The organism is Brevundimonas vesicularis, assembly GCF_900445985.1.
Taxonomy (GTDB): Bacteria; Pseudomonadota; Alphaproteobacteria; order Caulobacterales; family Caulobacteraceae; genus Brevundimonas; species Brevundimonas vesicularis_D.
In genome coordinates, this window is record NZ_UAQP01000005.1 from 592,091 (window position 1) to 606,170 (window position 14,080).

The 14,080-nt window shown below is 66.2% G+C and carries 17 protein-coding genes; 6 read left to right on the top strand and 11 right to left on the bottom strand.

Annotated elements, in window-relative coordinates:
* The 5 genes from DT343_RS03015 to DT343_RS03035 form a co-directional block, all read right to left on the bottom strand.
* Positions 1 to 258, bottom strand: a complete 258-nt coding sequence (locus DT343_RS03015) for a hypothetical protein (RefSeq protein WP_055754797.1) — start codon at positions 256 to 258, stop codon at positions 1 to 3.
* 23 nt (positions 259 to 281) lie between these two features.
* Positions 282 to 476 carry a hypothetical protein gene (locus tag DT343_RS03020; RefSeq protein ID WP_112861694.1) on the bottom strand — a complete coding sequence of 65 codons (195 nt, stop codon included), beginning with the start codon at positions 474 to 476 and terminating at the stop codon, positions 282 to 284.
* A 51-nt stretch (positions 477 to 527) separates the two neighbouring features.
* Complete coding sequence (locus DT343_RS03025; protein ID WP_008260450.1) at positions 528 to 740, bottom strand: cold-shock protein; 213 nt, start codon at positions 738 to 740, stop codon at positions 528 to 530.
* 176 nt (positions 741 to 916) lie between these two features.
* The gene (locus tag DT343_RS03030; protein WP_112861695.1) at positions 917 to 1,633 is read right to left on the bottom strand and encodes a TorF family putative porin; all 717 of its coding nucleotides are present in this window, start codon (positions 1,631 to 1,633) and stop codon (positions 917 to 919) included.
* A 38-nt stretch (positions 1,634 to 1,671) separates the two neighbouring features.
* Positions 1,672 to 2,604: an NAD(P)H-dependent flavin oxidoreductase gene (locus DT343_RS03035; protein ID WP_112861696.1), complete on the bottom strand. Its 933-nt coding sequence runs from the start codon at positions 2,602 to 2,604 to the stop codon at positions 1,672 to 1,674.
* A 473-nt stretch (positions 2,605 to 3,077) separates the two neighbouring features.
* Between DT343_RS03035 and queF the strand changes: the two genes are divergently transcribed.
* Positions 3,078 to 3,539, top strand: coding sequence for a preQ(1) synthase (gene queF, locus DT343_RS03040; protein ID WP_055805377.1), 462 nt, complete (start codon positions 3,078 to 3,080; stop codon positions 3,537 to 3,539).
* A gap of 42 nt (positions 3,540 to 3,581) precedes the next feature.
* Here the strand turns inward: queF and DT343_RS03045 are convergent, their stop codons facing one another.
* Positions 3,582 to 4,349, bottom strand: a complete 768-nt coding sequence (locus DT343_RS03045) for an EAL domain-containing protein (RefSeq protein ID WP_112861697.1) — start codon at positions 4,347 to 4,349, stop codon at positions 3,582 to 3,584.
* A 158-nt stretch (positions 4,350 to 4,507) separates the two neighbouring features.
* Here DT343_RS03045 and DT343_RS03050 point away from each other — a divergent pair, with 158 nt between their 5' ends.
* On the top strand, positions 4,508 to 5,380 hold the full coding sequence (locus DT343_RS03050) for a DUF817 domain-containing protein (protein WP_439897216.1): 873 nt from the start codon (positions 4,508 to 4,510) through the stop codon (positions 5,378 to 5,380).
* Here DT343_RS03050 and DT343_RS03055 read toward each other — a convergent pair.
* Positions 5,352 to 6,014, bottom strand: coding sequence for a DedA family protein (locus tag DT343_RS03055; protein ID WP_112861698.1), 663 nt, complete (start codon positions 6,012 to 6,014; stop codon positions 5,352 to 5,354). The two genes, DT343_RS03050 and DT343_RS03055, sit on opposite strands and share 29 nt — an antisense overlap.
* 72 nt (positions 6,015 to 6,086) lie before the next feature.
* Positions 6,087 to 6,680 (bottom strand): nitroreductase family protein, encoded by a 594-nt coding sequence (locus tag DT343_RS03060; RefSeq protein ID WP_112861699.1) that lies wholly within the window; start codon positions 6,678 to 6,680, stop codon positions 6,087 to 6,089.
* 45 nt (positions 6,681 to 6,725) lie between these two features.
* Between DT343_RS03060 and DT343_RS03065 the strand changes: the two genes are divergently transcribed.
* Together DT343_RS03065 and cysE are read left to right on the top strand one after the other, a co-directional pair.
* On the top strand, positions 6,726 to 7,352 hold the full coding sequence (locus DT343_RS03065) for an NUDIX domain-containing protein (protein ID WP_112861700.1): 627 nt from the start codon (positions 6,726 to 6,728) through the stop codon (positions 7,350 to 7,352).
* 20 nt (positions 7,353 to 7,372) lie between these two features.
* Positions 7,373 to 8,200 (top strand): serine O-acetyltransferase, encoded by an 828-nt coding sequence (gene cysE, locus DT343_RS03070; RefSeq protein ID WP_039243758.1) that lies wholly within the window; start codon positions 7,373 to 7,375, stop codon positions 8,198 to 8,200.
* A 9-nt stretch (positions 8,201 to 8,209) separates the two neighbouring features.
* Here the strand turns inward: cysE and DT343_RS03075 are convergent, their stop codons facing one another.
* Entirely contained in the window at positions 8,210 to 10,294 is a 2,085-nt protein-coding gene (locus DT343_RS03075; protein WP_112861701.1) for a TonB-dependent siderophore receptor, read from the bottom strand.
* Between the two features lie 54 nt (positions 10,295 to 10,348).
* On the opposite strand from DT343_RS03075, the gene DT343_RS03080 reads away from it, so the two are divergent.
* On the top strand, positions 10,349 to 11,548 hold the full coding sequence (locus DT343_RS03080; RefSeq protein WP_220116442.1) for a DUF1624 domain-containing protein: 1,200 nt from the start codon (positions 10,349 to 10,351) through the stop codon (positions 11,546 to 11,548).
* A 72-nt stretch (positions 11,549 to 11,620) separates the two neighbouring features.
* Positions 11,621 to 11,842, top strand: coding sequence for a DUF3126 family protein (locus DT343_RS03085; protein WP_039243756.1), 222 nt, complete (start codon positions 11,621 to 11,623; stop codon positions 11,840 to 11,842).
* Between the two features lie 81 nt (positions 11,843 to 11,923).
* Here the strand turns inward: DT343_RS03085 and DT343_RS03090 are convergent, their stop codons facing one another.
* Positions 11,924 to 12,175, bottom strand: coding sequence for a DUF2164 domain-containing protein (locus tag DT343_RS03090; protein WP_112861703.1), 252 nt, complete (start codon positions 12,173 to 12,175; stop codon positions 11,924 to 11,926).
* On the bottom strand, positions 12,172 to 14,067 hold the full coding sequence (locus DT343_RS03095) for an ABC-F family ATP-binding cassette domain-containing protein (RefSeq protein WP_112861704.1): 1,896 nt from the start codon (positions 14,065 to 14,067) through the stop codon (positions 12,172 to 12,174). Before DT343_RS03095 ends, DT343_RS03090 begins: the two co-directional genes overlap by 4 nt.
* Between the last annotated feature and the right edge of the window lie 13 nt (positions 14,068 to 14,080).

The following is a 14,080-nucleotide window of genomic DNA, read 5'->3' on the forward strand; positions in this document are numbered from 1 at the left end:
TCAGCTGGAGGGAAGGGCTGTCTGGTGGCCGGTGACCGGCGGCAGCTTCTTCTTGGGGGCGGCGCGCTTGACCGGGGCCTTTGCGGGCTTGGGCAGGGCCGCGCGGCGAGCCATTTCGGTGTCGATGACCGGGATGATGTCGCTGGCGGCCATGACCTGGGTCGAGGCGCCGTGTTCGACCAGGCGGGCGGCGTTGGCGCGCAGCGTCGTCAGGTCGGCGTCGGTCATCGCGGGGATCATGTCGGCGAGCGGGGTCATGTCGGCATCCGTATGCAGAAGCCTCAGGGCTGGCGCGACAGGCGCCAGCCCTTCAGCTGATTGAAGGCGATTTCCACCGTCACCGGGTCGCCCAGCAACGAGACGCCCGTCTGGGCGCCCAGCGAGGGCAGGACCGTGATCATGTGGCCGTTATCCAGGCGAACGCGACGGCCGCCGAGCGGCATCAGTTTGATGACCTCGCCGTCGAAGGCGATCACGCCTGCCCTGGTTGGGGCCGGCTCGTTCGTGTTGGACGCGTGGAGCGTGTCCTACTCCGCCGCCGTAAGGCGACCGGCGGACTCTTTGCCGGAGCGCGAATCGCGCTCGATTTCGTAGGAAATCTTCTGGCCTTCGTTCAGCGAGCCGACGCTCGAGGTTTCGACGGCCGAGGCGTGGACGAAGACGTCCTTGCCGCCGTCATCGGGCGCGATGAAGCCGTAGCCTTTGGTGGGGTTGTACCATTTTACAGTGCCGGTAGCCATTTGGAGACCTCCGTCTGGCGTTGACCGCAGGGAGGGATCCCTGGTCGGCCTGTCGGGTCTGAATGGGATCGGCTTTTGGACCTCGGTGCGTGATGCAAAGGGAGCAGCGGCGTTACGCAGAGAGATCGACCAGACCTAGATGGGCGCCCGACAACCGTTACGCAAGGGGCTAGCGATCAGAAGGCGTAGGCGACCTTGGCGACCAGGGCGTCCTCATACTGTTCGCCGAAGGTGTGGGCGTCGGTGTCGTAGTAGCGCAGGTCGAGGTCCAGGGCGTCGGTGAGGGCGTAGGTCACGCCGGCGTTCCAGCCGGTGTAATCGGGCGCGCCGTTCTGTTCGCGACGACCGACGGCGACCGTGCCGTTGAGTTGGGGCGTGAAGTCCCAACCCAGGCGGCCCTCGACCCAGGTGAAGCTGTCGGTGGAGCCGGCGGCGTCGGGCGAATACTGGACCTGCAGCCGCGCCTTGGCGGGGCCGATTGCGCGGCTGACGTTGCCGGTGATCTCCCAGGCGTCCTGATCGTAGCCGGGCTCGGCCTCGAGGCGGTTCTTGTAGGCGACGTTGAAGTCGAACCGATAGCCGAAGGCCTCGGGCTGAAAGCCGACCACGAACTCGGCCTCGACGTTGGAGCCGCCGGCCTGGATCGTCTGGAAGCCGGGGCCGACGTAGAACAGGCCGTCCGCGCTTTCCCAGGTCGCCGAGCCGAAGGCGTAGCCGTCGTTGCCGGACTTGGACGCATCCTTGGAGCGGTTGTCCGTGCCCGCGCCCAGTTCGAAGGACCAGGCGTCGCGCGCGGACGTCGGGGCGGATCCAGGCGCAGACTGAGCGGCGGCCGGCAGCGCAACGGCGAGCGCGGAGACGGAGAGGGCGGCGAGGATGGTCGTGCGGATCATGGGGGCTCCAGCGCGAGAGAAGCGGATTTGCGCCGCCTTTAGCGTGCTCCGGCCTTGATGGCGAATTCCTCCGTGGCCTGAGCGAACTCTTGTCGCAGGCGCGCGACCAGTTCGGCGGTCGGCAGGACGTCGTGGATGGCGCCCGCGCCCTGGCCGGCGGACCAGACGGTCTTCCAGGCCTTGGCCTCGTCGCCCATGTCCAGCTTGTGCTCTGGCAAGGTCTTCGGATCGATGCCGTTTTCGATCAGCGACTTGCTCATGAAGTTGGCGGGGATGCCGGACACGGCGGGCGTGTGGACGATGTCGGTCGCGCCGCTGTCGATGACCATCTGCTTGTAGGCGTCGGCGGCCATGGCCTCGGTCGTGTTGATGAAGCGCGTGCCCATATAGGCGAAGTCCGCGCCCAGCATCAGGGCGGCCGCCACGTCCTGACCCGTCGAAAGCGCGCCCGACAGGATGATGGTCCCCTTGAAGAAGCTGCGAACCTCATTGACCAGGGCGAAGGGGTTGATGATGCCCGCATGGCCGCCCGCGCCGTTGGCGACCAGGATCAGACCATCGACGCCCGCCTCGGCCGCCTTTCGCGCATGGCGAATGTTGGCGATGTCATGGAAGACCTGACCGCCGTAGCCATGGACCGCGTCGACCACATCGCGCACGGCGCCCAGGGAGGTGATGATCAGCGGCACCTTCTCCTCGACCGACACCATCATGTCGGCCATCAGCCGGGGGTTGGTCGGATGAACGATGTGATTGACGCCGAAAGCCGCGGCCTCGGGCTTCAGCCGGCCTTTGATTTCATGAATCCAGTCGCGATAGCCCTCGGTCGTGCGCTGGTTCAGCGACGGGAAGGTGCCGATCACGCCCGCATTGCAGGCCTCGACCACCAGATCCGGTCCGGACACCAGGAACATAGGCGCCGAAATGATCGGCAGGATCAGACCTTTTTGCAGCGAAGCGGGAATGGCCACGGACGTCTCCTTTGGTTTTCTTTCGCTACGCTTAGCGGGCTGTCGCCGGGGAAGGCAATCGGGGGGATTTCAGACGGTGGCGCGAAAAAATGAGTCTAATTCGTCTAATCTCGGGTCGGGGGCGGGGTGAAAGCGGGCAGGCGGCGACGGCGGGTGAAAACCGGCCATCATACGACGGTCCGGACAGAGGATCAGTCGATTGACGCTGCTCGGCGCGAAGGCGTTGAAAGGTTGGGGGAAGCCGTCCGGGATTACGATGGCTGGCTGGTCGTCTCCCTTCTCCTGTTGGGAGAAGGTGGCCCGGAGGGCCGGATGAGGGTCGGTCGGTTGGCCAGATCGCGCCATCCGACCCTCACCCTTTCGCGCAATGACGCCGGCTGACGCCGCCGTGAGCTCAAGCCCTCTCCCAATGGGAGAGGGAAGTGGAGCGGGGGAGGATTTTCATACGCGTCGCAAGCGCCTAAATGCCCGGCATGACCCACTATACCGACAACCTCAGCCAGCTCGGCGCCCAGACCGCCGCTCCGACCAGTCCCGAGACGGCGGTGCTGGAGCGGGTGCCGAACCCGCATGCGGATACGCTGTATCTGGCCCGGTTCACGGCGCCGGAGTTCACCAGCCTTTGCCCGGTGACGGGCCAGCCGGACTTCGCCCACATCGTCATCGACTATGCGCCGGGCGACTGGCTGGTCGAGTCCAAGAGCCTGAAGCTGTATCTGACCAGTTTCCGCAATCACGGCGCCTTCCACGAGGACTGCACCGTCGCCATCGGCCGCAAGCTGGCCGACCTGCTTGAGCCCAAATGGCTGAGGATCGGGGGATACTGGTATCCGCGCGGCGGCATCCCGATCGACGTCTTCTGGCAGACCGGCGCGCCGCCCGAGGGGCTGTGGCTGCCGGACCAGGGCGTGCCGACCTATCGCGGGCGGGGATAGTTAGAGGTCGCGCGTCGGTCGTTCGTGGCGCGCGCGTGGCGATCAGGCGCTCAGGGCCGCAGGCGCGACCTGATCAGGCCAGGCGACAGGCGAGAGGGCTTCCAGGGCCGGTTTCGCCAACAGATAGCCCTGCATCAGATCGACGCCGAGGTCGCGCAGGACATCGTGTTCGGCCAGGGTTTCGATGCCTTCGCAGACCGGCTGGATGCCCAGGTCCCGCAGCATGTTCAGCGTGTGGCGCACGATGGTGCGCTTGACCGTGTTGGTGTCGATGTCGCGAACCAGGGCCATGTCCAGTTTGACGATGTCGGGCTGGAACAGGCTGAGGAGGCCCAGACCCGCATAGCCGGCGCCAAAGTCGTCGATGGCGGTCTTGAAGCCCATGGCGCGATAGGATCGTAGGATGTTCAGGATGTGGTCGGTGTCCATCACCTCGCTCTCGGTGAACTCGAAGATGATCCGATCCACCGGGAAGTTGGTGCGCATCGCCGCCGCCAGGGTGGCGCGAATACAGGCGCGCGGCTCGTAGACCGCGTTGGGCAGGAAGTTGATCGACAGGCTGGCGCCGTCCGCCGTCATATCCAGACCGGCCGCGAGATCGATGGCGGTCGTGCGGCACAGCTGATCGAAGGCATAACGGTTGTCGTGGGAGATATGCGACAGAACCTGGCCCGCGCCCCGGCCGTCCTTGCCCCGCACCAGGGCCTCGTAGGCGAAGACCGTCTGGGTCGTCACATCGACGATCGGCTGGAACGCCATGGTGATCGGCAGGTCAAACCCCGCCCCATCCTTACAACCTGCGCAAGACATAAGCTTCTCCTACTGGCCGGCAAGTCTAAGGCGGCAGGCGTTAAAGACTGATGTCGAAAAGGAAATTCGTTCTCGGGTTCCTTTCGTGCGGTTAAGACGCCGCGGCGTGGGAGCCGTCCGCTCTTGAAGTTTCGCGCTGGGCCGTCACGGGTAGTGCGATGAACCACGCACTTCCGCTCGAAGCCTGGGGGCGCCGTCTGATGACGCGGGCGGAGGCGTGGGCGGATGGGACCAGACCGCGTCGATACGCCTATGAGTTCCTGTGGTTCGGACTGAAGCAGGGGTGGGCATGTCTGTTCGGGGGGGTGATGCTGGCCCTGATCCTGGGGACGTTTCTGCTTTGGCCGGAGGGGGCGCCGGTGTCCCGTTACGATTTCCTGGCCGTCGGGGCGGTGGTGATCCAGGCGGCGATGCTGACCTTCCGGCTGGAGAGCTGGGAAGAGGCGCGGGTGATCTTCCTGTTCCATGTGGCGGGGACGATCATGGAGCTGTTCAAGACCGCGCACGGGTCGTGGATCTATCCCGAGGACAGTCTGCTGCGGATCGGGGCGGTGCCGCTGTTCTCGGGCTTCATGTATGCGGCGGTCGGCAGCTATATCGCGCGGGTGCAGCGCATCTTCCATATACGGGTGCGGAGGTATCCGCCGCTGTGGACGACCTGGGTGCTGGCGGCGGCGATCTACGTCAACTTCTTCGCCCATCACTGGCTTCCGGACGTGCGCATCGCGCTGTTCATCGCAACCGCCGTGTTGTTCGGGCGGGGATGGTTCTATTTCACGGCGGACCGGAAGCGGCGGTCGATGCCGCTGCTGCTTGGTTATTTCCTGGTGGCCCTGTTCATCTGGTTCGCCGAGAACCTGGGCACGCTGGGGCGGGCCTGGGTCTATCCGGGGCAAGCCGACGGGTGGGAGATGGTGTCCCTGGCCAAGCTGGGCAGCTGGTTCCTGCTGATGATCATCTCGGTGGTGCTGGTCTCGTTGGTACACCGACCGGAAGAGGAACCTAGCGGCCTTGCAGCGCCCCGCGCATGATGGCGGACTTGCGGCTCATGCGGGCCTTCACCAGGCGATAGACGACGGCGACGACCAGGATGGTGACGGCGAGGCCGCCGATCAGCAGGGTAGGGCCGTGGGCCTCGCTGAGGACTTCCATCTTCGCCAGGCCTTGGGCGGCGAGATAGCCCGGCGCCAGCATGGCCAGCACCCAGACGATGCCGGATGTGACATTGCCGAACTGGAAGGCCCGCTGACGCATCCGGAGCATACCCAGGGTCAGCGGCACGAAGGCGCGCAAGGGGCCGAAGAAGCGGCCGACGAAGATCGACATGACGCCGTAGCGACGGCAGTACAGACGCGTCCAGGCGATGCGGCGACGGTGCGCCTTGAACATCGGGCGCTGGAGGAAGCGCACGCCCAGCCGACGTCCGGCCCAATAGGAGATGGCGTCGCCGATCACCGCGCCGATGACGCAACCGACGAAGACATTGACGGGGTCCAGCACGCCGGCCGCGATCAGGCCGCCCGCCGCGACCAGCAGGCCGGTGGCGGGCACGAAGGCGCCGACGACGGCCAGCGATTCTACGAACACGACCAGACCCAGCATGACGCCGGCCCACATATGGTTGCGGGCGACGAAATCGCCCACGGCTTGCAACAGGGAATCCATACGAAGGCCTTGGGGGAGGAAGGCGGGGTCGGTCGAGGTCAAACTGACTTGGGGCGACCTTATGTCACCCGCTTACGGCAGGCGTGTGACCTTGGCGGCCAGGTCGGGACGCGGGCGTTCCAGCGCGGGTTCCTTCAGCGTGCCGATGTGGATGAAGCCGGCGACGCTCTCGCCCTCGGTCAGGCCGAACAGGGCGACGCCTTGCGGGTCGTAGCTGTACCAGTCGGTGATCCAGCTGGACGAATAGCCGAAGCCGGAGGCGGCGTGTTCCAGGTTCATGCAGACGGCGCCCGCCGACAGCTGTTGCTCCCAGATCGGCTTGGACCCTTCGACCGGCGTCGAGACGACCAGGATGGTGACGGGCGCGGCGGTCAGCTTCGCCAGCACAGCCTGATCCTTGGCCGGGCCCTGTCTCTGCTCAACCAATCCGGCCAGACGCGCGGCGATGTCGGCCCGCGTTTGGGGGCCGAGGACCACGAAGCGCCAGGGAAACAGCTTGCCGTGATCGGGCGTTCGGGCGCCCAGGGTCAGGATCTCGTCCAGTTCCGACTCGGACGGGCCGGGCGCGACCAGGGCCTGGGCCGGGGCGGAGCGCCGCTGGGCCAGGCGGTCGCGAAAATCTTTCGAGGGAACGGGCGGGGGCAGGGGTTCGTTGAGCGCGACCATGCCGTCTAGCTAGGCTTTCATCCGCGTCTTCGCCATAGGTGGACCATGCGCAAATCCGACGAACCGAAATGGGCCGAGGGGCTGGCCAAACCGCCGGCCTGGCGCAGCGACGGAACCGAGACCGTGTTCGACAGCCCATGGATGGCGCTGACCCGGCATCCGGCGACGGCGCCGACGGGGATGAAGGCCGACTATGCCGTCGTGCGGTTCAAGAACGTCGGGACCGGCGTCCTGCCCGTGCACGAGGACGGGACGGTGACTTTGGTGGGCCAGCAGCGGTTCGCCCACGCCAACTACAGCTGGGAAATGCCCGAAGGCGGCGCGCCGCTGGACGAGGACCCGTTCGACGGCATCCGGCGCGAACTGGCCGAAGAGGCGGGATTGCAGGCTGAACACTGGCTGCCGGCGCTGAAGGTCGAGATGTCGAACTCCATCACCGACGAGATCGGCATGACCTGGATCGCCTGGGGCCTGTCGCCCGCGCCGACCGATCCCGATCCCACCGAGATCATCGCCGTGGTGCGCGTGCCGTTCCTGGATCTGCTGGACGAGATCGGGCGAGGAACGGTGCGCGACAGCCTGACGGTGGCGACGGCCTACAAGGCCTATCATATGGCCATGAACGGCGAACTGCCCGAGGCGCTGGCGCGCGCCTTGCTGGGGCGCGTATGATGTCGCCGAAGGAGCCGGTCATGGCCAAGCTGGAAGTCGTTGCGGAAACCGAAATCGACAGCGTGTGGCGTCAGCTGCGCGCCTCGGCCGAGGCGGCGTCACGCGAGGAGCCGCAGCTGGGCTCGCAGATGAATGCGGTGATCCTGTCGCACGACGACCTGGCGGGCGCGCTGAGCTTTCAGATCGCGCGCAAGCTGGCGGACGGGGAAATGAGCGCCATGTCGGTGCGCGAGGTCTGTCTGTCGGCGTTCAAGGCCGATCCGTCGATGGTCGAGGCGGCGGAGGCCGATCTGCAGGCTGTGGCCGAACGCGACCCGGCGATCCGCAACCTGTTGCAGCCCTTCCTGTATTTCAAAGGCTTCCAGGCCCTACAGGGCTGGCGCGTGGCGCACTGGCTGTGGGGACAGGGGCGCGAGACGCTGGCCTTCCACTTCCAGAGCCGGATTTCCGAACTGTTCCAGCTGGACATCCATCCGGCCGCGCAGATGGGCAAAGGGCTGTTTCTGGATCACGGCACGGGCATCGTGATCGGCGAGACGGCGGTGGTCGGCGACGACGTGTCGATGCTGCATGGCGTGACCTTGGGCGGGACGGGCGCCGAGCGCGGCGACCGCCACCCCAAGATCGGCAAGGGCGTTCTGCTGGGCGCCGGGGCCAAGGTGCTGGGCAATATCCACGTCGGCGACTACGCCAAGGTGGCGTCCGGCTCGGTGGTGCTGAAGGCCGTGCCGTCCGGCTGCACCGTGGCGGGGGTGCCGGCCCGGCTGGTCAACTGCCCGACCAACGCCGAACCGGCCCGCACCATGGATCACACCCTGGCCGATGTGGTGTACGACTTCGTCATCTGAGCGGACGCTTCACAGGGCGATCCTGAGCGAAGCGCGGACGCTGCGCGGGGCGCCGGGGTAGATCCACAGGGCGCTGTAGGAGCTTGCGGCGTAACGCTCGTCAAACAGGTTGTCGACCTCGACGCGGGCCGTAACCTGGGGCGTCAGTCCGTAGTCCAGCGCCGCCTTGGCCTTCCAGTAGGCAGGCAGTTCGGGCGCGCCCAGCGCCAGGCCGCCGGCCCGGTCGCCGACGTAGGCCGCGCCGGTCATGAACGACCACGTCGTGCCGTGGATGGTGGGGAAGCGACCGATCACGAACAGCGAGCCGGAATGTTCGGGCACGTTCAGCACGGCGTCGGTGGCGAACGCACGGTCGTCGGCCTTGGCGTCGGTCCAGCCGTAGTTGGCCACCACCTGCCAGGCGTCGTCGATCTTCAGGGCGCCGTCCAGCTCGATCCCGCGCGTCGTCAGCTTGCCCACCGGGGCCAGGAAGTTGGGATCGACGGGATCGGTCGTCAGAATGTTCGACTTCTCGATGTCGAAGACGGTGGCGGCGAGATTCATTCCGTCCCAGGCGCCGGCCAGGCCGATCTCATAGCCCTTGCCATCCTCGGGCGCGAAGCCGGAGCCGTCGCGACCCGTGCCGGAGTTCAGCACGAACGACTGACCATAGCTGGCGTGGGCGGTCAGGTTGTCGGTCAGGCGATAGCGTGCGGCGAAGCGGTATTTCAGGGGCGTGTCGCTGGCCTCGCCGACGGCGCCGGTGCGATTGTTGCGGATGGTCTGGTCGTAGTCGTCGAACCGCAGCCCGGCCAGCAGGCTGAGGCGGTCGTTCACCTCCCACAAATCCTGGGCGTACAAGGTGACGACGTCGCGCGTTTCCAGATTGTCGGTGAAGGGCAGGGGCGTCGGCGGCGTGACCGCGCCATAGACGGGATTGAGGGCATTGATCGGATAGGGATTGGCGGCAGTCGGATTGATGCGCAGCCACTTCTCGCCATAGGTCAGCTGATAGGCCTTCACCCCGAAACCGAGGTTTTGAACGCCCAGCCCCGTCTCGACCACGCCGTTCAGCTCCAGCCGCGCCGACAGGTCCTCGACCGAGAAGTCGCGTCCGCGACGCTGACGCCACAGCTGGTCGCCGACCAGCCGCGACTGATCGCTGGACAGGCCCTTCAGCGAGCCGGCGCGCCAGGCGACGCCGCCGTTCAGGCTCCAGTCGTCACTGATCCGGTATTCGCCGGTGATCTGGTGCCGTTCGTTGCGGAAGCGGGTCACGCCGTCGCCGGGCTCGCCGTAATAGTTCGAGGGCGGCAGGAACAGGGCGTCGCCGTTGATCGCCGGCATTCCCCGGTCGAACAGGGTCGTGAAGGTTGTGAACTCGCCCACATAGGTCAGGCGCAGATCGTCGGTGGGACGCCAGGTCAGGGACGGCGCCACCACGGTGCGGTTCAGGCCGACATAGTCGCGCCAACCGTTCGAGGTCTCGCCCGCCACCACAAGCCGTCCGGCCAGGGTGTCGTTGATCGGGCCGGTCAGGTCCAGCTCGCCGCGGCGCAGGCCGAATGATCCTACCGTCGCGGTAAAGGCGGCGGGCGCAAAGCGCGGGGTCTTGGAGACGATATTGATGCGTCCGGCGGGATCGATGTCGCCGAACAGCGCGCCGGACGGCCCCTTCAGCACCTCGATCCGTTCGGAAGTCGCCGGGTCGCGGGGCGGGGCCATGCCGCGATTGGCCAGGAAGCCGTCGACATAATATTCCGCGCCGCCGTCGGGCGTGCCCAGGAAGCCGCGAATGGCGAAGTTGTCCATGACGCCGCCGCGATTGTTCTGCTGGCTGACGCCGCTGACCAGTTCCAGCGCATCGGCCAGGCGCGTCGCGCCCACGGCCTTGATCAGATCGTTCTCGATGGAGCGGCTGGACGGAGACATGGCCTCGGTGATCGCTCCTGCACCCAGGGTCAGGTCACGCAGCGCCGAGCGGCGACCCAGAACGACGATCTCCCCGACTGTCGCGGGTTCGGCCATCCCAACGGGCAATGGGACGGGGGTGACGATGGGGCTGTTGGCGGCGACCAGCAGGCATGCGCCGGCGCAGCTCAGAAGAAGAGACAAAACAGACTCCGTTTGAAACGTTATAATATATCGGCTATCCGGTCCGGTATGACGATGTCAACCGCTGCAACGCCTGTCCCCGCCTTCGCCACTCCGATATCCGCCGCGGTCCGAGCGGTCGGTCGGATTCGATCCATCGACGCCCTGCGCGGGCTGGTCATCCTGCTGATGCTGGTCGATCACGCGCGCGAGTCCTTCTTCATCCACGCCCAGGTCTCGGACCCGATGAACCTGGAGACGACTGAGCCAGCCCTGTTCTTCACGCGGCTGTCGGCGCATCTGTGTGCGCCCATCTTCCTGGCGCTGACGGGGGTGGGGGCCTGGCTTTACGGCAACAAGCAGCGCCAGGGCGCGCAAGGCGCCCGGTCGGCGGCTGACTTCCTGTGGAAGCGCGGCTTGTTTCTCGTCGTTCTGGAATTGACGGTCGTCGGTTTCGGCTGGAGCTTCTCATTCACGCCGCAGATCATCTATCTGCAGGTCATCTGGGCCATCGGCCTGTCGATGATCGCGCTTGCGGCGCTGGTGCATCTGCCGCGTCCCGCCCTGATCGCCGTCGGATTGATCATCGTCCTGGGGCACAACGTGCTGGACCCGATCACCATCGCAGCCGGTCAGCCCGGTCATGTGTTCTGGGCTGTGATGCATGATCGCAGCATGCTCGACCTGCCTTGGGGTGGTCAGGTGCGGACCTCCTATCCGCTGCTGCCCTGGATCGGGGTGGCGGCGCTGGGATACGCCATCGGGCCGTGGTTCATGGGCGAGCAGAGGACGCGGTTGCGGCGACTGGTGCTGACAGGCGTGGGCGCTTTAGCCCTGTTCGTCGTGCTGAGGGCGACGAATCTGTACGGTGATCCGACGCCCTGGAGCGTGCAGGCCACGCCGATCAAGACGGTGATGAGCGTGCTGAACCTGACCAAATATCCGCCGTCCGCCGACTTCCTGCTGCTGACGCTGGGGGTCGGGGCGCTGATCCTGGCGGGGCTGGAGAAGGCGCCGGATCGGTTGATCGGCTTGCTGGCCGTGTTCGGCGCGGCGCCTCTGTTCTTCTACATCCTGCATATCTATGCGCTGCACCTGCTGAACCTGGCGGCGTTGGCCGTGTTCGGTCCGAATCAGGGTGACGGGTTCGCCGTGCCGGAAGTGGCTTGGCTCTGGGCGCTTGCGGCCCTCCTCGCCGTGCCTTGCTGGTTCGCCTGCCGATGGTTTGGCGGGGTCAAGCGGCGCAGTTCGCAATGGTGGATGAAGTATCTCTGAGGCGGGAAAATGCGCGGGGCCGGTTTCCCTGAACCGCCGATGTCTCTAGGGTCCGCCGCCAACGTCCAGACCATGAGGCCCCCCGTGAAAGACACCGACCTGAAGCGCATCGAGGCCCACCTCAAGCGCACCTTCAACACCGGCGGCATCATCGTGAAGGCCCGCCCCAAACAGAATGACTCGGCCGAGGTCTATGTCGGCGACGAGTTCATCGGCATCGTCTTCGAGGACGAGGACGAGGAAGGTTCGTTCATGTTCGAAATGGCGATCCTGGCCGAAGATCTTCCGGCCTAAAACGCCGACCGATCCGACCGCCCGGCGTGAATGCGCCGGGCGGTTTTCGTTTGGGCCGACCTGTTCAGCGATACGGGCCGGTCAGCGCGTGGGGGCCGCGCGTTCGAGGCCATACAGCGCCTCGACGATGTCCTCGGCCTTTTGCTGGACCAGTTGCTGGGCGTCGTGGACGCCGCGATTGTAGAAGGCGCCGCCGATGTCCTTGCCGATGAAGTCCAGCAGCATCTCGGCCGGAAGCTGGCCGAGTTCCTGATCCAATTCGCGGGCGAAGTAGTCGCGCAGTTTGGCGGTGATCGCCGCGCGGTCTTCCTTGGAGAATTCGATCGGCTTCATGCGACTTCGGCGAGAGCTTCTTCCGCCGCCACCCAGGCGGCTTCGGCGGCGGCGAGATCAGCCTCGGTCTTGGCGCGGGCGCGGGTCAGGCCTTCCAGGGCCTTGGGATTGCTGAACGAGGCGGTGGCCATGTCGTCGTCGATGCGGGCGATCTCGGCCGTCAGGCGGGTCATGGTCTCCTCCGCCTTCTTGACCGCGTGACGCAGGGTCGAGGGCGAAGGGCCAGATTTCTTGTCGTTTTTCCGATTTTTGTTGTTCTGGGCTGGGGCGCCCGAGTCCGCTTTGGCCTCTTCCTTCTTGATCTGGCTGGGCTTGGCGATGGCCTGTTTGGCGCGGTCGAGGACGAATTTGGCGTAGTCGTCCATGTCGCCGTCGAACGGCTTGACCGTGCCGTCGGCGGCCAGCCACAGGCGATCCGCCACCATCTCCATCAGCGAGCGGTCGTGGGTGATCAGGATGACGGCGCCGCTATAGTCGTTCAGCGCGTCCAGCAGGGCGCGGCGGCTGTCGATGTCCAAGTGGTTGGTCGGTTCGTCGAGGATCAGGACGTGGGGCGCGTCCATGGCCACCATGTTCAGCAGCAGGCGCGCGCGCTCGCCGCCCGACAGGCTGTCGACGGTGGTCTCCTGCTTCTCATAGCCCAGGCCGAACTGGGCCAGTTTGGAGCGGCGGGCGCTTTCGGGCGCGTCCGGCATGGCGCGGCGGATGATCTCCAGCGGCGTGTCGGTCGGGTCCATGGCCTCGATCTGATGCTGGTGGAACCAGCCCACGCGCATCTTCCTGTCGCGGTGAAGCTCGCCCTCGGACACGTCCAGGGCGCCGGCGATCATCTTGGCGAAGGTCGACTTGCCCGCGCCGTTGACGCCCAGCAGGCCGATGCGGTCGTCCAGGTCCATGCGCAGGTTCAGATTGCGCAGGATCGGCTTGCCCGGCTCATAGCCGACATTGGCCCGCTCCAGCCGGATCAACGGCGGCGCCAACGGGCGCGGCGGCGAGGGCAGGGTGAAGGGGGCGACACGCTCCTCGATCGTGGTGGCAACGGGCTGCATCTTCTCCAACCGTTTCATGCGCGACTGAGCCTGGGCGGCCTTGGAGGCCTTGGCCTTGAAGCGATCGACGAAGGCCTGAAGGTGGGCGCGCTCGGCGTCCTGCTTGGCCTTGGCCGATAGCTGCAGCCGGGCCTTTTCGGCCCGGGCCTTTTCGAAGGCGTCGTAGTTGCCGGTGTAGAGGGTCAGGGTGTGGTTCGCGAGGTGCAGGATATGGGTGCAGACCTCGTTCAGCATCTCGCGGTCGTGGGAAATGATCAGGGCGGTGTGCGGGTATTTCTTCAGCCGCGCCTCCAGCCACAGGGCGCCTTCCAGGTCGAGGTAGTTGGTCGGTTCGTCCAGCAGCAGCATGTCCGGTTCGGCGAACAGGGCGGCGGCCAGGGCGACGCGCATCCGCCAGCCGCCCGAGAACTCCGACATCGGCCGGGCCTGGTTCTCCTGATCGAAGCCCAGGCCGACCAGGATTTCTGCGGCGCGCGCGGGCGCGGCGTCGGCGTCGATCTCGATCAGGCGCGACCAGATCTCGCCCATCTCTTCCGGTTCTGCGGTCTCAAGCCGGCCCAGCAGGGTGTGACGTTCGACGTCGGCCTCAAGAATGGTGTCGATGACGCTGACGGGGGTCGCCGGATGCTCTTGATCGACCGAGCCGATACGGGCGGTCTTGGGCAGGCTGATCTCGTCGCCGGCGGCGTGAAGCTCGCCCAGGATCAGCTTGAACAGCGTGGACTTGCCGATGCCGTTGCGGCCCACAAGCCCGACCTTGGAGCCGGGCGGCAGGCTGACGGAGGCGTCCACGAGAAACTTGCGGCCCCAGGCGTTGAAGGTCAGGTCGGTGATCTGGAGCATTGCGGCGAAGGTT